The sequence below is a fragment of the Chryseobacterium panacisoli genome, assembly GCF_008274625.1.
Taxonomy (GTDB): domain Bacteria; phylum Bacteroidota; class Bacteroidia; order Flavobacteriales; family Weeksellaceae; genus Chryseobacterium; species Chryseobacterium panacisoli.
On record NZ_VTRU01000001.1, the window covers coordinates 1,167,895 to 1,191,604 of the forward strand.

General features: G+C 35.5%; 19 protein-coding genes. 6 read left to right on the forward strand and 13 right to left on the reverse strand.

The genetic code is table 11. The annotated features are described in order from the left end of the window. The first annotated feature begins 197 nt into the window (after positions 1-197). Positions 198-695: a hypothetical protein gene (locus tag FW781_RS05250; RefSeq protein WP_149386452.1), complete on the forward strand. Its 498-nt coding sequence runs from the start codon at positions 198-200 to the stop codon at positions 693-695. Positions 696-1,072: 377 nt separating this feature from the next. On the opposite strand, the gene FW781_RS05255 is transcribed toward FW781_RS05250, so the two are convergent. From FW781_RS05255 to FW781_RS05315, 13 genes are all read right to left on the reverse strand, one after another. After that, complete coding sequence (locus FW781_RS05255; RefSeq protein WP_149386453.1) at positions 1,073-3,199, reverse strand: type IA DNA topoisomerase; 2,127 nt, start codon at positions 3,197-3,199, stop codon at positions 1,073-1,075. 63 nt (positions 3,200-3,262) lie between these two features. Further along, positions 3,263-5,887 carry a hypothetical protein gene (locus tag FW781_RS05260; RefSeq protein WP_149386454.1) on the reverse strand — a complete coding sequence of 875 codons (2,625 nt, stop codon included), beginning with the start codon at positions 5,885-5,887 and terminating at the stop codon, positions 3,263-3,265. Next, positions 5,880-7,328 (reverse strand): hypothetical protein, encoded by a 1,449-nt coding sequence (locus FW781_RS05265; protein ID WP_149386455.1) that lies wholly within the window; start codon positions 7,326-7,328, stop codon positions 5,880-5,882. The genes FW781_RS05260 and FW781_RS05265 overlap by 8 nt, the downstream gene beginning before the upstream one ends. Positions 7,329-7,331: 3 nt before the next feature. Next, positions 7,332-8,264, reverse strand: coding sequence for a hypothetical protein (locus FW781_RS05270; protein WP_149386456.1), 933 nt, complete (start codon positions 8,262-8,264; stop codon positions 7,332-7,334). A 142-nt stretch (positions 8,265-8,406) separates the two neighbouring features. Continuing rightward, positions 8,407-9,114, reverse strand: coding sequence for a M17 family peptidase N-terminal domain-containing protein (locus tag FW781_RS05275; protein ID WP_149386457.1), 708 nt, complete (start codon positions 9,112-9,114; stop codon positions 8,407-8,409). 34 nt (positions 9,115-9,148) lie between these two features. Then, on the reverse strand, positions 9,149-10,024 hold the full coding sequence (locus FW781_RS05280) for a pirin family protein (RefSeq protein ID WP_149386458.1): 876 nt from the start codon (positions 10,022-10,024) through the stop codon (positions 9,149-9,151). Positions 10,025-10,345: 321 nt separating this feature from the next. Further along, positions 10,346-10,930: a Crp/Fnr family transcriptional regulator gene (locus FW781_RS05285; RefSeq protein ID WP_149386459.1), complete on the reverse strand. Its 585-nt coding sequence runs from the start codon at positions 10,928-10,930 to the stop codon at positions 10,346-10,348. 10 nt (positions 10,931-10,940) lie between these two features. Then, positions 10,941-11,252: a hypothetical protein gene (locus tag FW781_RS05290; RefSeq protein ID WP_149386460.1), complete on the reverse strand. Its 312-nt coding sequence runs from the start codon at positions 11,250-11,252 to the stop codon at positions 10,941-10,943. A gap of 38 nt (positions 11,253-11,290) precedes the next feature. Further along, entirely contained in the window at positions 11,291-12,901 is a 1,611-nt protein-coding gene (locus tag FW781_RS05295) for a Na+/H+ antiporter (protein WP_149386461.1), read from the reverse strand. A gap of 242 nt (positions 12,902-13,143) precedes the next feature. Beyond that, entirely contained in the window at positions 13,144-13,764 is a 621-nt protein-coding gene (locus tag FW781_RS05300; RefSeq protein ID WP_149387367.1) for an alpha/beta hydrolase, read from the reverse strand. A gap of 5 nt (positions 13,765-13,769) precedes the next feature. Beyond that, complete coding sequence (locus FW781_RS05305; RefSeq protein WP_149386462.1) at positions 13,770-14,723, reverse strand: VOC family protein; 954 nt, start codon at positions 14,721-14,723, stop codon at positions 13,770-13,772. Positions 14,724-15,037: 314 nt separating this feature from the next. Beyond that, on the reverse strand, positions 15,038-15,334 hold the full coding sequence (locus FW781_RS05310; RefSeq protein WP_149386463.1) for a GNAT family N-acetyltransferase: 297 nt from the start codon (positions 15,332-15,334) through the stop codon (positions 15,038-15,040). 58 nt (positions 15,335-15,392) lie between these two features. Then, entirely contained in the window at positions 15,393-16,325 is a 933-nt protein-coding gene (locus FW781_RS05315; RefSeq protein ID WP_149386464.1) for a ring-cleaving dioxygenase, read from the reverse strand. A gap of 676 nt (positions 16,326-17,001) precedes the next feature. Between FW781_RS05315 and FW781_RS05320 the strand changes: the two genes are divergently transcribed. The 5 genes from FW781_RS05320 to FW781_RS05340 all read left to right on the forward strand — a co-directional run bounded on the left by FW781_RS05320 (position 17,002) and on the right by FW781_RS05340 (position 23,266). After that, entirely contained in the window at positions 17,002-18,000 is a 999-nt protein-coding gene (locus FW781_RS05320) for an EamA family transporter (protein WP_149386465.1), read from the forward strand. A gap of 18 nt (positions 18,001-18,018) precedes the next feature. Further along, positions 18,019-19,047, forward strand: coding sequence for a methionine ABC transporter ATP-binding protein (locus FW781_RS05325; RefSeq protein WP_149386466.1), 1,029 nt, complete (start codon positions 18,019-18,021; stop codon positions 19,045-19,047). After that, a complete protein-coding gene (gene metI / locus FW781_RS05330; protein ID WP_149386467.1) occupies positions 19,040-19,696 on the forward strand; it encodes a methionine ABC transporter permease MetI in 657 nt (218 codons plus the stop codon). Before FW781_RS05325 ends, metI begins: the two co-directional genes overlap by 8 nt. Positions 19,697-19,807: 111 nt before the next feature. After that, positions 19,808-20,617, forward strand: coding sequence for a methionine ABC transporter substrate-binding lipoprotein MetQ (metQ, locus tag FW781_RS05335; protein WP_149386468.1), 810 nt, complete (start codon positions 19,808-19,810; stop codon positions 20,615-20,617). Positions 20,618-21,055: 438 nt separating this feature from the next. After that, positions 21,056-23,266 carry a glycoside hydrolase family 3 C-terminal domain-containing protein gene (locus tag FW781_RS05340; protein WP_394349723.1) on the forward strand — a complete coding sequence of 737 codons (2,211 nt, stop codon included), beginning with the start codon at positions 21,056-21,058 and terminating at the stop codon, positions 23,264-23,266. The last annotated feature ends 444 nt before the right edge of the window (positions 23,267-23,710 follow it).

The following is a 23,710-nucleotide window of genomic DNA, read 5'->3' on the forward strand; positions in this document are numbered from 1 at the left end:
AAACATTTTATATAATGATAAAGACATTTCTTGTTCCCATAAGGAATGCTTTTTTCTGGACGAAAATCTCAAATTCTTGAACGAAATCACAAAATCATTTCTTTGATTCTATCGCAAATTTGTACCATCAGTTTCAGGGAATAGAAACAGCTCTGCTGCTAAAAACTGAATGAGTATACATTTAAAATACTATCAATATGAATCTATCAATTTTAGGAATTTTTCATACCGTCATTGGTATAAGCGCTCTTGCCGGAGCAATTATCGGGTATATCAAATATGGTAAGATTAATCTGGCTCATCTATCCGGAAAGGTCTATTTTTACGCTACGCTCATCACCTCACTTTCAGCATTGGGAATCTCAAAAGCCGGAGGTTTTAATGCAGGTCATGTATTCTCGTTATTTATCATTGTTCTGATCTCTGCTGCGTATTTCCTGTTCTCAGGTAAAAAGGAAAGCAGCAAAGCCAGATATTTTGAGAATTTTTTACTGTCATTCAGCTTTTTCCTGTCTCTTGTTCCAACGATTAATGAAACTTTTACAAGAGTTCCCATTGGGCATCCTTTGGCTAAGGATATCAAAGATCCGATAATCGGTCAGACTCTTCTTGTTATTTTCCTGCTTTTCGTGATCGGATCCATCTTTCAGTTTATGAGGCAGAAAAAAGAGAATGTTGAAATTTCACGCCTTTAGTAGGGGTATACTATAATAAAGATTGTGAAAGTATAGAAAATAAGACTGGATTCCTACGGAATGACAAGTACAACGCTTGGTTTATCCATACAGTTTGTCATTCCGTAGGAATCTCTGTATTAATGAAAAACCGGTAGACTGTTGGAAAACGCCAAGGCGCAAGCTGTTCCCAAATTGTATATTTTTAAGGCAAAAAGATTTTATCTTCGATAAAATATAATAATGTACAAAATTGTATCGTCTATTCGTCAAAAGGTCACGGGTTCGAATCCCGTATTCTCCACTAAACGATAACATTTAATTTATTTGTCAAGGATTTTTATCCTCTCGCAGATCGAGCGGATTGGGTAGGTTTTTGGATTAAATCAAATTCAATATTAGCTAAGTTGTGTCTGAAAGTCATTACTCAAAGTCAAAACACCTTCTGCGATATCTTCAGGATGTGCGGAAAATCCTTTTAATTTTGAAGTTTTTCCTTTTAAAACAAGGTCTAAAAGCTGTTTATCAGATAATTTTTTACCGAAAATCTCAAAGGTAATTTTGAATCCACAGTTTTTGAAGTCGGAACATCCTACTGCTGTTTTTCCTTTGATGAGATTGTGTTCTTTACATTTCGGACATTTCGTTTCTTCCCAGGACTGAAGTTCTTTTTTCTGTGCAGGTTCTCTTTTTTTCTTCTCCTTTACTTCTTCTTTTTCCTCTTCCTGAAGGGTAATTACTTTTCCCTTTCCGTACACTACTTTTTCAGTAAGTTCGGTAACCATCTGAATCAGTTCTTCTTTGAAAAGATTGGCTTCATACTCCCCTTTTTCAATTTTACGAAGTTTTGATTCCCATTCACCCGTCAGTTCCGGACTTTTTAAAAGTTCGTCTTCGATGGTGTCAATCAACTGAATTCCGGTTTGGGTAGCGATGAGGTTTTTCCTTTTTTTCTCGATGTATTTTCTTTTGAAAAGGGTTTCAATAATGTTGGCACGGGTGGATGGTCTTCCGATTCCGTTGTTCTTCAACATTTCGCGCAGCTCTTCATCTTCAACCTGTTTTCCAGCCGTTTCCATCGCTCTCAGCAGTGTTGCTTCGGTGTAGGGTTTGGGAGGTGTGGTTTTTCCCTGGTGAATCATTGGATCGTGGGGTCCGGTTTCTCCTACAATAAATTCAGGAATCGTCTGCTCTTCCTCTTTTTCTTTTTCCTTATCTGTGGTTTCTTCTTTGGGTTCTTTGGCGTAAACAGCTCTCCATCCTGCTTCAAGAACCTGTCTACCGCTGGTTTTGAAAGGAATGGTTCCTACTTTTCCTTCTACCAGCGTATTGGAAATTTTACATTCTGGATAGAATACAGCAATAAAGCGCTTTGCAATCAAATCATAAATCAGCTTTTCCTCCCTGCTCAGATTCTGGGAAGGTGGAATTTCCGTAGGAATGATTGCATGGTGATCGGTTACTTTGGTATCGTCGAAAACAGCTTTCGATTTTGGAATCGGAGCTTCCAATAAGGGAGCAATCAGGTCCTGGTAAGGATACATTTTCTGAAGAATTCCTGCTATTTTCGGATATAAACTCTCGGATAGATAAGTTGTATCAACACGAGGATAGGTTACGTGCTTCTTTTCATAAAGACTTTGGATATAATTCAGCGTATTTTCAGCTGAATAACCGTATTTTTTATTGGCTTCCACCTGAAGTCCGGTCAAATCGAAAAGTCGTGGATTTTTTTCTTTTCCTTCTTTAATTTCAAAAGAAACGATCTCAAATGGATTTACTTTAAGATATTCCAGTCCTTTTTCTGCACGTTCCAATGTTTTTAAACGATCAATCGCCGCATTGAAAATAACGTCACGGTATTTGGTTTTCAGTTCCCAATATTCTTCTGTAGTAAAGGCATCAATTTCTTTCTGACGCTGAACCAGCATGGCCAATGTAGGAGTTTGTACCCTTCCAATGGAAAGAACAGCTTTATTTCCACCAAATTTCTTCGTGAAAAGTCTGGTAGCATTGATTCCCAACAGCCAGTCTCCTATAGCTCTGGCATTTCCGGCCAGATAGAGGTTTTTATAATCTTCTGCAGGTTTTAAACTTGCAAATCCTTCTTTAATCGAATCTTCCGTCAATGAAGAAATCCATAAACGCTGAATGGGTTTGTTGCATTTTGCTTTCTGCAATACCCAACGCTGGATGAGTTCTCCCTCCTGCCCGGCATCCCCACAGTTGATGACTTCATCACATTCTTCGACTAATCTTTCAATCACTTTAAACTGATTTTCAACGCCTTTATTCGGGATCAGCTTGATTCCAAAACTGTTAGGAATAATGGGTAGTGAAAAGAGATTCCACGATTTGAACTGTGGACCATAATCGTGAGGTTCTTTCAGGGTACAAAGGTGTCCGAACGTCCATGTCACGCAATAGCCGTTTCCTTCCATATAGCCTTGTTTAGGCGTGGTAGCGCCCAATACTTTGGCGATATCTCTGGCAACACTGGGTTTCTCGGCAATACATAATTTCATGAACTCGGGTTTATTGAAGGAGTGCAAAAATCGGGATTTTTTTTGGATTTTACTAATTTAGCTCTAAGTATTGAAACTCTGGCCTATACCCATTAATCTCACTCGTTCCAGCCATTCATATATCATAGAAGAGTTATATTTCAAATCTCCATTCTCATCTTTTTCTTTTTCTAAAGCAATTGCCATCAATGCAAACTCATTTTCCAAAGAGGTAGAAAAAATTCCTTGGTCATCAGTATTTATAGATACTGAAATTTGTGGACAATTCCTTATTTTTTTGTGATCTAGTTCTAGTCCTAAATTAAAAAATTTAGTAATTGGGTGTTTTGCATATCTTCTAAACGTTCCAATAAGATAGTTTGATGTAGGATTAGTTTCAATGGCAATATTTTTATTCTTCAATTCATGCATCATTTTAAACTGAACCTCTTCAACTAATTCCATATAAGCATGAGATATTTCAAATTGTTTTATCTGGGCACCAGCTTTCTTAATTTTTATATTAAAATGATACTGTTGATAAAGACATTTTATATCTATATTGTTTCGAATATTTTTATTTTTAGGATATTCTTCATTGATTCGACATCTTTCCCAATAAGTCAAATTAGGTTTTATATAAATATCCTCATTTAAATCTGATAAATATAAATAAGGATCATCACCTCGAAGTTTCCAAGCATCGAAATAAGTAGTATGATGAATGTATTTTTGTTCTAGCAAGCTTCCTTTATCAAAATTAGCTGTATATAATTCATAAAATAAATTCTCATACAGTTTCTCAAGCCGATTCACTTCATTTCGATGAATTCCAATTCCAAATTTTCTAATTTTAGCTAATAACCAAACAATATTATCAAGAACCATTTGTTTTGGCAACATCAACTTAAACTGCTTGAAATCATAATATTCTTTAACATCAATTCCTAATGCTAATGCATGCCCAATTCTATCACCTTGTGTAAGATTTAAAAATCTGATACTTTCATCTATGGCACGCAAACCATCTACCAAATCATAAAAATCTTCTCCTGCGTGATAAGTTGCATATATTTTAGGCTCTTCCAGTTTATCTTTTAAATGGTTGAAATATCCTTTTATCTTGTGATTCTTCAAATAGCGAAACCCTTGTGCAAAAACTTCCGGACTTGCATTGAATTCACTAGATGCAGCATCTATCCCTCTGATCAAATCTGAAATTTCAGAATATCCTTCTCTTAGCTGACTGATGGCTATAGATTGTTTCTTTATTTCTATCCTTAAATCATGATGTCTGCACAATACTTCTTGTGATGAATCAGAATATTTTCTATTATCTCTTGTTTTAATATAATGTATTGTATAAAATATATTGTTCTTTTTTAAATCAAATCTATTATCATCAAATAATGAACGGTTTAATTGTTTTGATAATATTGCTTGCTTATCTAAGGCTTTGTTATATCCTTCTAAACTTGATTTTAATTTTAACACACTATCCTTTGGAGCGACTCTTAATTCAAAAGATTTAATTTGGCTATGTGATTTTGTATCATGGACAGCCAAATTCATAAATGCAGTATGATAAATAGAATCATCAGGCAGAAAAAATTCTTTTCTATCCTGATACATTGAGAAATTTCCAAAACCAACTTTATCATTAACCTGAATAAGCTCTGCCCTAAACTGAGCTTTAATCAACAAATAGGCATGGAATAAATAAATAGATGATTGAAACTTTTTATCCCCTGAATAAATTAACTTAAAGCAATCATATAGTAATTTTCGTTCTCCATAAAATACATAAGATTTCTCAAGATTTTGAATATGAATATTTTTAGGAATGGTGTAATCTATTATTTCTACACTACCCTTATATTCAAATTGATGCCCCAAATCATATCTTAATACTTCAATATTTTTTGAAAGCTCATGCATATTCATCAACAAATCAAAAGATGCTGAAGAATTACTTTCTTTAGAGATATCAATAATAAATTCTTTACTTTCATCTATTTTATTTACCAGCCTAAACAACTCATATCTTATATAAGCTGCTTTATAAATAAGTATTTTTAATTCTTTTTTTGAACTTTCAGATGCATTGGAAGTTTTTGTTAATAGACTTATTTCTTTCTTCAGATCTTCAAATGCCTTTTCAAAAGAGGTTGGTTGATTCATGATATTAATCCAACTTAAATCAAAAACAGGTCCTGAACCTTTTAGATGAAAGTGATTTTCTGCCAATCCTTTTTTTAGAAGTTGATGAAGCCTTTTATTATCAGAAAATGCAGTCGGTCTCCATGCAAAGAAGCCCCTTTTGCGTTGAGATCGATTATCTAAACAAGCGTAAAAAGAAGTGGTAAAAATATCTTCTCCAATATAATAAGATAGATCTCTCCATTTTAACAGATGCTCATATACCACGAATGGTTCTAAATCTTGCTCTACTAAAACCTTAGAAGTAAAATGATTAAGAATATGGAAATAGTTTTTATTCTTTTCTTGATGAACATCATAAAACCAATCTGAATCAAGTTTTTGATATATGTTTTTAATCTCGTCTATGGAATAGCTTGAAAAAGTTCTAAAACCTTTTTCAATAAAATTATTTACATTAATATATTTTTCTGAATCCTTTTTTGATAAAATAAAATCTGAACAGTAATCTGTAAATAATAACCGGATAGATTTACGAAGATTATCCATTTGAAATTTTATTCAATAAATTATGAATATTATTTAGTCCAACATTATACTGACGATCCATTTGTCTTCTATATTTTTGGAACTCTTTAAATATCTCTTGATCATTTTTAAATGATTTTATTAAAAAATTCATGGCCTGTTTAGTCCCTTGTTGAGAGGTGTTTTTTATACTTTTGTCAAAGTATTTTTCATATTTTTCTAAGGCTTTTTGAGCAATAATAATTATTTCTCTTGGATAAGTTATTGTGTAATCATACTGGTGAATTTTATCAATTATAGAGTTGCATTGTTCTAAATTATCATTCCAAAACTTAATTATTGGATTTTTTAAAAAGTTTTCAGAATCAAGATTTTTTAAAAATGGATATTCCAATGCTATTTCAGAAATAACATATGGAATTCCTTTATATATGTAATCATAAACTATCGAAGAATAACTTCCTTGTGATTCCTTAATTTTATATTTCGAGAAATAATCTAATTTCTTAAGAAAATTTTCAATAAACAGGAAATTATCAAAGAGTTCAACAAGATGTAAATTTTCATTCAACCAAAGTTCTATTTCTTGATAAAATAAATTATTATTATCATCTTTAACATTATTTAAAATCTCATTATAACAAAAAACGGATATTATTTGATAAATTGGGCTAAAGTAAGCATTCGTATAACTTTTTGAAAATCTATTTCTTTCATAAATATTTTCCACCTCAGATCTATAGTCATGTTTATATAATCCAATTATCGGTATAAAAAAGCTAAGCCAAATTTTTTGTTCAGCAGATAAATCAGCATGTACCTTTGCCAAATCAAATAGCTTAAAGTCTCTTCGGTCATCTGTTGATTGTTCTTTGCGAAAAATGATATTAAAGTCATTAACAAAACCTCCTAATTTCAAATTTTTTCGCAAATCACATTTAAATTTTTTTATTCTGAGGCTTGCATAAATTTTAAGATATTCTAAAAAAGTGTGTTCAACATGATTATTAACATGAATAGTCTCATCTAAATAATCAAAAGCGGCAATTAAATCTGCATAAGAAATATTTAAAGGATTTTTGATTATAAACAATTGATAAATCTCATCTGAGCTATCCAAGTAATACTGTTCTGCAACTTCAAGCAAATAATTGAATAGTAATTTAAAAAATTGTTCATCATTTGAATTTACAATTTTCTTAAAAATTTTCAACTTCGAGTTATCAATTTCTGATGAGATTTTATAACAAAGAAAACGGTGAAATTGCTCAAGACTATTTGTTTCTTCTTTAAAACAACCAACTAATCCGACATATTCTCTTAATGTATCAGGAATTATTAAATTATATTTAAAATCTGGTTTACTTACAAAAAAATCAGAATTTTTATAGATTAACCCAAGTGTAGCGTTTTGAATATTTTCATCCGAAATAATTGCTTGATTATTATATACAATTTTCATAATTTAAAATATTTTTAGATTTGGCAACTCTAATCTTCGTGACAAAGGAATTAATTTCTCTAAATACTTCTCTGTTTTATTAATTAAGTCTGTCTCAGATATTTCAGTAGATTCATATTTTAATAGTATCTCATATTCATTAAAATAATTTAATAATATTAATTGTCGTAATTGTTCAATTTTACAAGCAACTAATAATATAATATTAGGTTGAATTAAAAACTGACGAATATCTTCAAGCATATCATATGCGCTCGAAACATTTAAATCAAAATCATCAATAGCTATTATTAAAAAATGCTTTCCTTTTTCAAACTTTTCTAAATAAACAAATACTAATTCTTTAAAAGATTCTCTTAAATTACTACTTGTAGCTAATTTACTCAATGCTTCTATAGATTCTTTTTTATATAAATCTTTTCTATCGGAATTAATCATCTGTAAATTCTCAAATACTTTTTGAAATTGCCCTATAATTACTCTTCTCTCATCATCTGTAATTTGTGAATCATTCTTTTTAATTTCTGTTTGAAAATGATAAAACATTTTAGCAAGTATAATTTCAAAAAGACTTTCCTCACCTCTAAATAACGAAGGATCAATAATATCAACCGAAGCAAAACGCTTACTTTCAATCTCTCTTTTATCTTTAAAAAAAATAGAATGCTTTATTTCATTTTTGTGATCTACTAAAGCATCCCTAAAGGAGATCATTGAAGAAGATTTCCCTTTACCTCTTTCTCCAACAAAAGCTATAATATTGTTAAAATCATCATAAGGACTACTTTTATCAGGTTGCTTTACAATTTCAATAACATTATTTAAAGCTTCTTTATATACATCTTTAAAAATTGATTTATTAAAATTATTTCCTTCTTCAATTTTTATTTTGTATTCATCATTTAAATTAATTTCTAAAGTTGCTGTATCACTCATAAATCATAAATTCAATTCGTTATATTTAATTTTAAATGACCAATATAATAAAGTTGAATTCACAAAAATTACGGTTTCCCATAATACAAAAAGCCCCCTTAAAAAAGGAGGCTAAATCAACAATGTAATGAAACCAGGTTCATTATTTCTTTTTTACTTCTGAAATGGCATCAGCAATTCCACTGCCTGCGGTTTCAAAGAAGGCAGGACCAGCCAGAAGGTATACTTTTTCTATTTTTTTTGTGGTGGACAGTTTGTGTTCTTTCAGGTAATTTTCAGAACGGTTGGCATGTACAATTCCTCTTACTACATTTCCGGCTACCAAAGCAGTTGGAGAGTCTATTCCTGCATCTTTCAGGTCACTGGCGAAAGCAAAATTGGTAACGCCTAGCCTCATCGCTTCACGAGCTGCCACTTCTCCTACGGAAGTCATTAAATCCGGAGTGAATTTATTACGGTCACCTAAACCGATCAACAGTAATTTCTTTGCAGACATTGATCCGGATGGCGGTGTGATTAAAAGGGTTTCTAAAGAATGTCCCTGGAATTGTCCTGCTTTTCTGATATTGGTCAGTTCACCTTTTAAAGCTTCATCCAGATGAACCAATCCGTTCAATTTTGCTGGTAAAGCCTGAGCATTGAAAATGTCTCCTTCTGTATATTCAAATACACAGGCTACCTGAAGCTGGGCATCAGCGGAAGATGGCCCCTGTACCCATCCTACCATGGAGATTCCGTCTACGGTTCCCCAGGTTTTGGACGTTCCTATGGCTGTGGTAGTCTGTGCTAAGCAGAGTGTTGAAAAGAACAGCCCTAAAATGACGTATAATCTTATTCCGTTATTTTTCATGATTTTAATATTGTTTTTGGTTGATGATAATCTATTAAAGTGTCATTGGCACATCCATTAGAAGGATTTCTGTACCTTCTTTTAATGCTTTTATATTAATTTCCCGGATATCCCATACCCCGAATCCATCACGGTCTTCCAAAGTCTCTCCGCCTATTTCTGCGCTTCCTTTAAGAATAAAAATATACATACCATTTCCTTTTTTTCTAGTCTGATAAAGGATTTCTTTATTCTGATCAAAAGTTCCAAGATGGAACCAGGCGTCCTGATGAATCCATACTCCATCGTCTTCCGCATTTGGGGAAAGGATTTGTTGAAACGTATTGTGTCCTTTTGTTTTGTCTAAAGTAATCTGATCATATCTCGGCGTCACATTTCTTTTTTTCGGATAAACCCAGATTTGAAGGAATTTTACAAGCTTATCACTGTTTTTGTTGAACTCGCTGTGCATGATTCCGGTTCCTGCACTCATCACCTGGATGTCTCCGCTTCTGATTACTGCTGTATTTCCCATGCTGTCTTTGTGTTCAAGATCACCTTCCAAAGGAATACTGATGATCTCCATATTATCGTGAGGATGTGTTCCGAAGCCTCTTCCCGCCTCCACTTTATCATCATTCAGGACTCTCAGCACTCCGAAGTGCATTCTTTCTGGATTATAATAATTGGCAAAACTGAAAGTGTGCTGGCTCAACAACCATCCGTGGTCTGCTTTTCCTCTTGAGGCTGCTCTGTGGATGACAGAGTTTTCTTTTATTTTTGATTCTGTATTGGGAAGATGATTGTATCCGATGGGTTCTAATGGCTCGATCTCATCAATCTCGTTTTTCATAGCACTTGCCAGAGAAGCTGATGCTACAAACATTCCTGTTCCCAATAATCCTTTCTTTAAAAAATCTTTTCTGTCCATATCTCTGTTGTTATTTGTTCGTTTTTTGATATGACAAATGTAGAGCACTGAAAAACCCTGCACATTTAACTAGTTTAATAAATGACTTTCAGCAAAAAAAAAATGCCGGATACTTTTGTATTCGGCAGTATGATGATATTTAAACTTTTGAGGCAGGTAAGAGTATTTAAGAATAGCTATATTTAGATTCCTATGGAATGACAAATAATGCGCTTTTTTTCTGCATACAGTTTGTCATTCCATAGGAATCCCACCGTTGTATTCATCAGTATTTATTCTTGAATTGATAGAATAAAGAAAAGAGCTCTTAAAACCTAAAGGTTATTTCTCCTTTGAAGCAAGACGTTTTCTGATGGTGCTTACAAACTCTTTTGAAACTCCAAGATAGGAAGCTATATAATATTGTGCTACTCTTTGCGGAATTGAAGGGTATACTTTGATAAATTCAAGGTATCTGTCTGATGCCGTTTTGGAAATGGTATTGACCAAACGGCTCTGCAGTGTTGCCAGATTCCGCTGAACCAGCATTCTGAAAACTCTTTCAAATTTAGGGACTTCCTGCAGTAATTTTTCTTTCGTTGCAGGATTCAGCATATAGATTTCCGAATCCTCCAGCGTTTCAATATACACTTTAGAAGGTTTCTGTTCCTGAAATGAGGCAATATCACTGATCCACCAGTCTTCAATGGCAAACAGCAGCGTCACTTCGGTACCATCATCATCCAGACAATACATTCTCAGACATCCTTTTTGAATGTAGCCTTCAAACTGGCAGATCTCTCCTTCTCTCAGTAAAACTGTTTTTTTGGGAAACGACTGGCAGGCAAGCAGATCTGCAAATGTTTTTTCTTCTTCGGGGGTGATTGAGATAAATCGGGTAATATTTTTGATGATATTTTCAAACATAATGTCAGGTTTACCCCTGCAAATTAGGAAAAAGACTGTAAACTTCATTCTTTAAAAGTCCACTTCCTCCTCCGTAATGCTCGATCACTTTAACATCTTTATGTAAATCAGTGCAAAATATTTTAATATCTTTTTCAAAATCTTCCTCAAGCCCCGAACTTAGAAGAACAATATCTACTGTATTGTCCCGTATATATTCGTAGCAGAAATTTTCATCACTTTGTATTTCAGCAGTCCAGCCTTCATTATTTTCTATAATTCTTTTTAATGTCTCGAGAATTTCCTGATTTTTTCCAATGACTAAAAAATGTAATGTTTTCATGTTTTAAGGTTTAAAATTCAAGGTCCGGAGTTTAACGTTTACAAGTGCTTATTCCCGGTAATTTTTAATTCGTTCAAATCCAGCTGGGATTCCGCTTTTCTTATCTCGTCTTCACTGAATCGTTTTTCACGTTTCATCTGAAACAGTTCTTTTCTCTGCAGGGCAAATATATCCAGTATCACCTTGTGATATTCTGCCATATCATTTCTTCTGTTGGTACACATTTCCAAAGAGTTTAAATGATTCTGGTGAAGTTTGATATCGGTTTCCAAAGCTTTTTTAAAATTTTCAAGCAGACTATTGCTGCTCACCAATTCATTGTATTCTTTATCAAGTTTTTGAACAGCAAGTTTATCCAGTCTCATCTGAATTCCGGCCTGCTGTTCGTGAGAAGGGAGAATAGGATCAATTTCCTGAATTTTTGTCAATTTAATTACCAAGGGAAGTGTCAATCCCTGAAATACCAATGTTACAAAAATGACTACAAATGTGATAAAAATGATCAGGTTTCTCATGGGAAACTCTGCCTGACTGTTCATCATTACCGGAATGGAAAGTGCTGTAGCCAACGAAACTACGCCTCTCATTCCTGCCCATCCTATAATTAAAGGGTTTTTCCATCCCGGGCTTGGATCACGACGGGCATTTTCACTCAGCCATCTTGGAATATGAGCCACGGGATAAATCCATAACAGACGTACTACAATAACGATCAGACTTATAATCAACCCATATTTGATTCCTTCCATTAATGAAATTTCTCCCAGGCCATTAATGATATCCGGAAGTTCCAGCCCTATTAGTACAAATACCAAAGCGTTCATTACGAAAATCAGGGTATTCCAGACTCCTGTCATATTGATTCTTGTAGTTCCTGTTTTAAAAATTTCATGAGCACGGAAAGACATAAATAAACCTCCGCTCACCACAGCCATTACTCCCGAAAAATGGAAATGTTCTGCCGAAAGAAACAGAATATAAGGTGTAATTACCGTAATGGCCGCATCAATGGCAGGTGTAGTAGGTAAAAACCGGTGAATGGCATAAAAAATATGAGCTCCTGCAATTCCTATTACAATTCCCATTCCTGCTACCAGAAAAAACTGTCCTGTTGCTTCATGCATTGAAAAAGCTCCTGTCATTACTGCGGCCAGCGCAAATCTGAAAACAATCAATGAAGAAGCATCATTAATCAGACTTTCTCCTTCCAGTATAGCAAGAGTGCGTTTCGGTACTTTTAATCCTTTTAAGACTGTGGTGGCAGCAACGGCATCTGGTGGAGAAACAATTCCTCCCAATAAAAAACCTAATGCCAGTGTAAATCCGGGAATGAGCATCTGTGAAGTATAGGCAACCACCAGAGAGGTGAGAAATACCAGACCAAAAGCCAGCAGACTGATGGGGCGTTTCCATTTCCAGAAATCATTCCATGAAGTATACCAGGCTGCTTCATATAAAAGCGGGGGTAAAAAGATTAAAAATATAATTTCGGGATCCAGCTTTAAAACAGGAACTCCCGGAATAAAGCTAATTCCTAATCCGGCAAGCACCAGAAAGATTGGATAAGCAATCTTGATCCGTTGGGCCAGCATGACCAGCATCATAACGAGTAATAAAAGGCCTAATATTAAAAGTAGTTGTTCGTGCATAGTTTTTTAGAAGTTAGATTTCAGATTCTGGTTATTCAGGTTTTGGCTAAAGCCAAGGATTGATTATTTATTGCAAGGTGGGCTAAAGCCCACCGCTATTGAATGTTGATTAATTTATTTAGATTCCTACGGGATGACAAAGTGTACGGATAGATAAAGCGTAATATTTGTCATTCTGTAGGAATCCCCACCATTACTTAAACACTTTAAGCATCATTACAAATAATTCAAAATAAAAATACTTATTTAAATAGTATCGAGTTGGCCAATTCAATTTCCTCCTCATTAATGGAATGTCCGAAATTAGCATATACTTTTTCTGTTACATCTGCATTCATTTCTCTTAAAATATTGGCTGTAGCATATACTCTTTCTATGGGAACATGAAAATCAGGATTGCTGGTTCCCAGAAAAACAGGAGTTCCGGCAAAGTCACCTTTATAGTTATCACGATTGATCTTATTTCCTATCATCCCTCCAATGATAGCAGCGGCCCCGCCAAACCTCTGAGCATTACGGGCGAGAAATTCCAGCGTAAGACAGGCTCCCTGAGAAAATCCGAAAAAGTATATATTTTCCGGTTTAATTCCTGCTTTTACGGCAGCTTTTACTGTTTCTTCAACCATTTCAAGGGCTGACGACAACCACGGTTCGTTTTGTTCTACCGGTGCTATAAATGAAAATGGATACCAGGTATGATTCAAAGCCTGCGGAGCTAATAAAGCATAGTCTTTTACGTTCAAATGCTGGGATAAACTCAGAATATCCTGAGCGCTTCCCCCACGTCCATGAATCATGATCAAAGCTTTTTCTGCCTGATTTAATGGAATTCCTGCTGTTTTTATATTTAAAATATGACTCATCATTTCTATCTGAATTTTTCTGTTGGATAATTAATTACGGGAAGAACTTCTATCAGACGTTCTCTTCTTTTTTCAAACTGCTGCGGCAGCTGCAGATCTTCTCCTAAAAATGCAGCTTCTTCATCTGCATCGAACCCGGGACCGGAAGTGGCAATTTCAAACAAAACTCCACCTGGTTCTTTAAAATAAACTGAGGTAAAATATTTTCTGTCCTTCACTTCGGTATGTTCCAGTCCGTATGCATTCAACCGTTTTACCATTTCAAGCTGAGACTCTGCATCCGGAGTGGCAAAAGCCACATGATGAACGGTACCTCTTCCTGCCAATCCTTTCAATGCACCCGGTGTAGACAGCAGATCCACATATTTCCCCGGCAAATTGTCTGTTCCCAATCTCAGTCTGTCAGGAGTTTCCTTAATTACTTTATGATCCATCTGAGTGGTCAGAAGAGCAGCCGTTCTTTCATAAGCATCCTGCCAGATTTCTACGTGATGGATTCCTTTGACAGCATAGTCTTTAGGAATATAACCATTGTAATATCCTTTTCTTTCATCCTTATCATTAAAAACCAACTCCAAACCCAGTCCGTCAAAATCTTCAAGATAAATAAAAACTTCATCTGAGAATCTTTGCTGTGGCTGTTTGAAAGGAATATTAAACTGTTCCAGACGGTTTATCCAATAATCCAGAGCTTCTATAGAAACTGAAAATGCAGTGGTGTTGAGCATTCCTTTACCATGTCTGCCGTTGATCAGATCCTTACCATAAGGAAAAGTAGTCATGATCGTTCCCGGCGTACCGTATTCGTCCCCGAAATAAAAATGATAAACCTCTGAGTAATCAAAATTGACCGTTTTTTTGACTAAACGAAGTCCTAAAACTCCGGTATAAAAATCTATATTTTCCTGTGCATTGCCGGTAATTGCCGTTACATGATGCAGTCCTGTGATAAGTTTCATTGTGTTGAAATTGTTAATTAATTATTGTGATGGATAAAAAGGCAAAATTGCGAAAGGGTAAAATAGCAAATAAACGAAGAAGACGGAATGGTAAAAGGAAGAAAAATCTCCAGGATTGTTTCCGGAGGCAACATACAATGTTTAGATTCCTTCGGAATGACAAAGTGAACGGATAGGTAAAGCGCATAGTTTGTACATCCCGAAGGAACCTATGCTCTTACCATCTCAAATTCTCTTACTCTCAAACCCTAAAACCCGAATTCAAAACCCCGAAACTCAAAAACCCGCATCCCGAAACTCGCCTCTCAAACTCACTAAAGTTCTTCCTTCATCCACACATCATTGTATTCTTCCGGATGACGCTTAAACTGTGCGTGAACATACGGACACAGCGGCAGAATTTTTAAATCATTTTCTCTTGCGTAGGAAACCAGTCGTTCCAGTAAGATTTTAGCAAAGCCTTTTCCTTCGTATTCCGGATGTACTTCAGTATGATAAACTGTCAGCTTTTTTCCAATGACTGAAATATCCATTTTACCTGCTTTATGATCATCTGAGAAAAGCTGGATTTCTCCTTTTCTACCTTCTAAAACTATTTCTGTTCTTTCCATTTTTTTGTTTTTAATTCTTAATTCAAAATTAGCATCTTTATCAATGATGACCGATGATCTATGATAAGTTCGGAAGTACTCCTTCTATTTTCTCACGCATTCCTTCGTACTGTGCAGGAAGCTTCAGGTTTGTTCCCAATTCATTCAAAGGCTCATCTACAGTGAATCCCGGATTGTCGGTTGCAATTTCAAACAAAACACCTCCCGGCTCACGGAAATACAATGAATAGAAATAATCTCTGTTGATCTTCGGAGTAATGCTCAATCCTGCAGATAATGCTTTCTCACGATATTCCATCAGAACATTGTCGTCTTTTACTCTGAACGCAATATGGTGATTGGTTCCGGCAGCATTTCTTCCGGTAGGAAGAGTATCATTTTCAATGATATCTATAAGGTTAGCCGTATCAATGGCATCAGTAGCGAATCTGTATCTTTCTCCTTCGTGTTTCTGCAGATTGTAACCTAAAACATCAGTCAGAACTTTGATGGTAGGATCTGCTTTTTTTAAGGATAACGTTACATTGTGGAATCCTTTCAATGCATATTCATCATTAATATCACCGGTTGTCCATACTTTTCTGTTATCATCACCTGATGGTTCTATAAACTGTAACTGAAGACCGTCCGGATCTGTAAAAGAGATCATCTTTTCTCCAAATACTTCACCTTCTTCTACGTTTACATTAAAGCTTTGCAGACGGTTTTTCCAGAATTCAAGGCTTCCTTTGGGTACTGAATATCCGATATGGGTAGCCATTCCGCTTCCATTGGTACCTTTACCTATTCCTTCCCATGGAAAGAAAGTAAGAATCGTTCCCGGTGTTCCGTTTTCATTCCCAAAATAGAAATGGTAAGTTCCAGGATCGTCAAAATTTACTGTTTTTTTCACCAGTCTTACGCCTAAAACCTGAGTGTAAAAATCTAAATTTCTCTTAGCATTGTCTGCTATTGCAGTAATATGATGCAGACCTAATATTCTATTGTCCATTGTCTTTAATTTTTATGCTAAATTACAGTGAACAGAAATGCTGCACATTTAACTAGTTTAATAAATAAGATCCAATGATCTTATCCGTTGATCTGATAATATTAATTTAAAAATTCACAGATTTAATGGAAATTCAGGCAATAAATAAATTAAAGTTTATAAATAATCTACAAAATAAAAATGCATCAGAATAAATTTCTGACCATTTTCTTTTTAACAATATTAAAATTATTTAATTCTCATAAATTTCAATTTATTTTACATTTTTGATAATTAAAAATAAGCAATATTTCCTCTGTTTTCTGAAATAAAAGGAACTAAGACTGCTTCTAAAAACAAAGAAAATGTCTAAACATTCAAATAATAAAATATTGAAATACAGAATATTAAATCATTAACAATAAATTAATATTCAAAATGTCCACTTTTTTAGTAGACTAATAAAAATTATATTATATATTTGCAAACGTATTCAGGAAACAAAATAAAATGAAGGCAGAATTCAAAAATAATTCAATTAAGAAACATACCATCAAAAATATGATGAAGGATATCTGTATGCCTATGCATCAAGAATACTGTGGTTGACCTTACTTTTATTTAGACATATTTTAAAGGCTCTACCACGTTGTAGAGCCTTTTTTCATTGAACACAACAACATTAAAAAAAATAAAAATGAACAATTCTAAAAACAAATGGTTGATTCCATTGGCTTTTACAAACATCTATGTGATATGGGGAATTACGTTTTTAGCTATTTCATTTGGCTTAAAGGGTTTTCCGCCATTTATTCTTTCAGGATTAAGATTTCTGGTTGCCGGAATTCTGATGATAGGCTATCTTTTTTCTAAAGGAGAAAAAGCAAATTCTCTGATCAACTGGAAGAAAAACGCAATTACCGGTATTCTTATTCTTACCGGAGGAACAGGGCTTGTAGCCTGGGGAGAACAATATGTAACGGCTTCTGAAGCGGCCATTTCTATTGCAACCGGCCCATTCTGGTTTATTGCAATCGACAGAAAAAACTGGAAATATTATTTCTCAGATAAATTTATTCCGATAGGATTGGCCATTGGATTTGCGGGATTAATTATGTTTTTAAAAGGTAGCGTACATTCAAATGCAGCTCATGCAATTGCTGATGTAAACCTTCGTATTACAGCGTTTGTCGTGTTAGGTCTAAGTTCCATCGCATGGGTACTGGGATCTTTATATTCAAAGAAAAATCCGGCTTCTCAATCTACTTTTATGAATATTGCCCAACAGCTTATAGTAGCGGGATTAGCTTCTTTTCTAATTGCTTTTATAAGAAAAGAATGGACTGGTTTTTCAGTTTCTGCAGTTCCGTTATCGGCATGGTTTGGAGTCCTATTTTTGATCTTCTTTGGATCGATAGTCGCTTATTTGTCGTACATTTGGCTTCTGTCCGTAAAACCCGCTGCCTTGGTAAGCACTCACACCTATATCAATCCTATTGTAACAGTGATTGCAGGTTGGATTGTTGCCGGCCAAAGCATCAATGGAGGTCAGCTGTATGGTTTATTCATCATATTGCTGGGAGTACTTCTAACGAATGTCACCAAGTATTTCAGACTTTCAAAACGGTCAAAGGTAAAAATCAGAAGAGTAAGAAGATTTTTTAACAGAGCAGGCAGGCCATATCAGCCTATTTAAACAGTATACAAAATCAGAATGATAGAAATCAGAAACATATCAAAAACATTTCACCAGAAAAACCAGTCTTTTAAGGCATTGGATAAGGTGAGTTTAAATATAGAGAAAGGAGATATTGTAGGAATTATCGGTTTTTCGGGTGCAGGAAAAAGTACCCTGATCCGTACGGTAAATTTACTGGAAAGACCGGATGAAGGACAGATTATTATTAATGGAAAAGATTTTACCCAACTCAATTCTAAGCAATTGGCTGAAGAACGTAAAAAAATCGGAATGATCTTCCAGCATTTCAATCTTCTTTCTTCAAGAACTGTTTTTGATAATGTAGCTCTTCCTTTAGAACTGGATCATAGCAGTAAGGATGAAATTAACAGAAAAGTCAACGAATTACTGAAGATTGTAGGACTTGAAGATAAAGCCAATGAGTATCCCAAAAGTCTTTCGGGAGGACAGAAACAAAGGGTAGCCATTGCAAGGGCACTGGCCAATGATCCTCACCTTCTTCTTTGTGATGAAGCAACCAGCGCACTGGATCCTGCGACAACGCAATCTATCTTACAGCTTTTAAGAGATATCAATCAGAGACTGGGAATTACCATCCTTTTAATTACCCACGAAATGGAAGTTATCAAAGCGGTCTGCAACCACGTTGCTGTAATCGACAAAGGAAAATTATTAACGAAAGGAACTTTAAGCGAGATTATTTCGGATAGAGAAAACCCGATAATCCGACAATTTATAAATTCAGATATCATGACCCTGCCACAGGAATTCATCAGCAGACTGCAGAAAGAACCCCAAGACGGTTTATTTCCGCTTGTCGAAATAGAACTTAACGAAAACATCAGTGTTGAACAAATTCTTTCAGCACTTTATAACCAATATAAAATCCCTTATAAACTTTTAAAGGCTGACGTAGAATATTTCGGAAATTCAAATTTTGGAAAACTTCTGTTGCACCTTCAGGGCAAAGCAGAAGAAAACCAACAGGCCATCTATTATTTCAACCAAAATAAAATTCAAAATACAGTAAAAGGATATGCTTAGTGATACGGTAATTGCCCTTCTGGCAAAAGGAACCTGGGAAACGGTTTATATGACATTTTTATCCGGATTTTTTGGATTTGTACTTGGACTTCCGGTAGGAATCATGTTATTTTTAACCAGAAAAGGACAACTGCTGGAAAATACAGTCTACCATAGAGGACTTTCTATTCTGGTCAATATTTTCCGTGCCATTCCTTTTATTATTCTGATCGTATGGATGATTCCTTTTACCAGAATTCTGGCGGGAACTTCTATTGGTGTAAACGCCGCTTTGGTGCCGCTAAGCGTGGGTGCAGCTCCGTTTATTGCGAGACTTGTGGAGAACAGCCTTATTGAAGTTCCTCATGGCCTTATAGAGACAGCAAGAGCTTTGGGGGCTTCACCATTACAGATCATTAGAAAAGTATTGCTTCCTGAAGCACTTCCTTCTTTAATCAACAATGCCACAATCACTTTGATTACTCTTGTAGGATATTCTGCAATGGGTGGTGCTGTAGGGGCAGGCGGACTTGGACAGGTGGGTTACCAGTACGGGTATATCGGTTATGATATTGTCATTATGAATACAGTATTGATTCTGCTGGTTCTGCTGGTCTTCATCATACAATTTGCAGGAGACCGACTGTCGAAAAGGTTTGACCACAGGTAGTTGGGTGAGAGTGTCGGAGAGTTTGAGGATTTGAGAGTGGAGATTCGGGTTTCGAGATACGAGATATGGGATGCGTGATGCGAGATCAGTATACTATAAAATTTAATTAGCATGAAAAAAATAAAGATTTTTGGTTTATTAGCTGCAGGAATATTGTTGTTCAGTGCCTGTTCGGGAAGAAAAGACGATCCGAACTTTATCCGTGTAGGCATCACCTATGGTCCGGAACAGGAAATTGCTGAGGTTGCTAAAAAAGTAGCGAAGGATAAATATAATCTGGATGTGGAGCTTATTCCTTTTAATGATTATGTAGTTCCCAATGAAGCCCTGACAAACGGAGATATTGATGCCAACGCCTTTCAGCATCTCCCTTATCTGGCAGAACAGTCCAAACAGAGAGGATACAACCTCGTCCCTGTGGGAAATACATTTGTCTACCCTATTATAGCCTATTCAAAAAAGATTAAAAATATCAGTCAGTTGCAGGAAGGCAATACAGTTGTTATTCCCAATGACCCAACCAATGGAGGGCGTTCTCTCCTGCTTCTGCAGAAAAACGGTCTGTTGAAATTAAGAGAAGGCGTAGGACTTCTGCCAAAAGTAACAGATATTACAGAAAACCCAAAGCAGCTGAAAATCATGGAAATTGAAGGAGCACAGATTCCGAGGGTTTTAGATGACAGAGACGTTGTGGTAGGAATTATCAATAACAATTTTGCAGCTCAGGCAGGTTTGGATTCGGAAAAACAAGGTATCCTGATTGAAGATAAAGACTCTCCGTATGTGAATCTGGTGGTCGCCCGACAGGATAATAAAAACAGTCAGAAAGTAAAAAACTTTGTAAAAGCTTACCAATCTCCGGAAGTGGAAAAGAAAGCCAAAGAAATCTTCAAAGGCGGAGCTGTGAAAGGATGGGACTAATGAGTGAGAGGGTTTGAGAGTGAATTCGAGATGCGGGGGTACGGGTTTTCGGGTGAGAATTTAAGAATAGGAGGTTTGGTGTAGATTCCTACGGAATGGACAAACTACGCGCTCTACCTATACGTCCACCGTGTCATTCCGTAGGAATCCAGGCGCTGTCTTAGGAGGGTTGTAGGATTAAAGGTATTGAGTGAAAGTATAGGAGTAGCTTCATTTGTCTTTTACCACTTTGCAATTTCGATTTTTTTCTTAATAATTAAAAATATTTAATAATGAGCTGTCTGCAAATACGTGGGCAGTTTTTTATTCATTAAAATTTATTTTCTCAATTTGAGATAATAAAAATTTTCTCTATTTTTGCTTTTAATCAAATAGAAAGGCATTATGTTAAAGAAAACCGTCATTATAAGTTTATTCACCTTTATTTCTGCTTCTTATATGGCTCAGACTAATACTACCCTTCCCGTTTATTTAGATGAATCCAAACCTGTAGAACAGCGTATTCAGGATGCATTATCAAGAATGACACTGGAGGAGAAAGTGGCAATGCTTCATGCACAGTCGAAATTCAGCTCACCAGGTGTTCCAAGACTGGGAATTCCGGAATTCTGGACCACTGATGGTCCTCATGGAGTACGTCCGGAAGTGATGTGGGACGAATGGGATCAGGCCGGATGGACTAACGACTCCATTATCGCCTACCCTGCCCTGACTGCTTTATCCGCTACCTGGAATAAAAAAATGTCATGGAATTATGGTAAAGCTTTGGGTGAAGAAGCCCGTTACAGAAAAAAAGATATTCTTCTGGGACCTGGAGTCAATATTTACAGAACTCCGCTAAATGGAAGAAATTTTGAATATATGGGTGAAGATCCTTATCTGACTTCAAAAATGGTAGTTCCCTATATCAAAGGGGTGCAATCTAATGGGGTAGCAACTTCTGTGAAACATTTCGCCCTGAACAACCAGGAAATGTTCCGTCATACGAGCAATGTGAATGTAGATGACAGAGCTCTTTATGAAATTTATCTTCCGCCATTCAAAGCAGCGGTAACAGAGGGTGATTCGTGGACTATTATGGGTGCTTACGATATGTATAAAGGCCAGTATGCCAGCCAGAATCAATATCTACTAAATGACATTCTAAAAAAGGAATGGAACTATAAAGGAGTTGTAGTCTCCGACTGGGGTGCTGTAAACAATACAGAACAGGCTATTCACAACGGTCTTGACCTTGAATTCGGATCGTGGACCAACGGACTTTCCGCCGGAACTAAAAATGCCTATGACAATTACTATCTGGCAAAACCTTATCTTGATCTGATTAAAGCAGGAAAAGTAGGTACTGCAGAACTTGATGATAAAGTAACAAGATTACTTCGTCTTGCCTATAAAACAACGATGAACCGCAATAAACCTTTCGGAAATATTGCTTCTGAAGAACATAAAGCTGTTGCCAAAGAAATCGGTGAAGAAGGAATCGTTTTATTAAAGAACCAGGGTAATGTTCTTCCAATTGATATCAATAAGGCTAAAAAAATAGCCGTTATCGGAGAAAATGCCATTAAAATAATGACTGTTGGTGGAGGTTCTTCATCTTTAAAAGTTAAATATGAAGCTCTTCCTTTAGACGGAATCAAATCCAGGTTTGGAAAGCAGACAGATGTACAGTATGCAAGAGGTTATGTAGGCGATATCGGAGGTGAATATAATGGGGTAAAGTCCGGACAGGATTTAAAAGATACCCGTTCTGAAGCTGAATTACTGAATGAAGCTGTAGAATTGGCCAAAAAATCAGATTACGTAATTTTTGTAGGGGGATTGAACAAAGCTGATTTCCAGGACAGTGAAGGAAATGACAGAAAAAGCTATGGGTTACCTTACAATCAGGATCATTTGATCTCTGCTCTTGCAAAAGCGAATAAAAATTTTGCTGTTGTTTTGGTTTCCGGAAATGCTGTAGCTATGCCATGGATTAAAGAAGTTCCAACTATTTTACAATCCTGGTATCTGGGTTCTGAAGCTGGAAATTCTATCGCCTCTATATTGGCAGGTGATGCAAACCCTTCAGGAAAACTTCCGTTCACATTCCCTGTAAAACTGGAGGACAATTCAGCACATCAACTTGGAGAATATCCCGGACAGAAAGATGAGTTGGCTGCAGGAAAAGGTAAAGATCAGAAAAACCCCATCAATATTACCTACAACGAAGGTGTTTTTGTAGGCTACCGCTGGCATGATACTAAAAATATAAAACCTCTGTTCAGTTTCGGACATGGATTGAGCTATACGACTTTTGAATTCGGAAAGGCAAAAGCAGATCAGACAACCCTTTCACAGGATGGTAAAATTACGTTTACAATAACGGTTAAAAATACAGGTAAAAAGGCAGGGGCTGAAGTTGCCCAGCTTTATATCAGTGATTTAAAATCATCTGTTCCACGGCCTGCAAAAGAACTGAAAGGTTTTGAAAAAGTATACCTGAATCCTGGTGAGCAGAAAGAGGTTACTTTCACTATTGATAAAACAGCTTTAAGCTTCTTTGATGTTCAAAAACATGACTGGGTAGCTGAACCCGGAGATTTTGAAGCACTGATTGGAAATTCTTCCGATGCGATTAAAACGAAAGTGAAATTTACACTGAAATAAAAATTGAGCGTTAAGAGTATAAACTCTATTTAATAATTATTTGATAGAATGCGAACAGATTCCAAATTGGGATCTGTTTTTTTATAATTTATTTAAACGCAAAGGTTCTTAGATTCTGTCGTCTGATACAAGGAAGCAAAGCGAAGTGACAACGTCGTGGATGAAGCTAATAGTTTGAACGCTTAGAAAGAATCAATTACTATTGATTCCATCTCTTTGCTCCCTTAAATTCAAAAGTATTTCAGATCAAAACTTTGCGTTAAAAATAAAACTCTAAATTTTAAATCTGCTCAAATATTCAATCTTCAAAACTTTTTTTAAACCATTAAGGAGTTTTTAAGTGATGAAGAAAAGTTAAGATTCAAATAAATTTGAAAGAGGCGTTGCTTCTGATGAAGGTCTTTAGACATTCTCTTAATAATCTTAACAGCTTAATATGCTTTT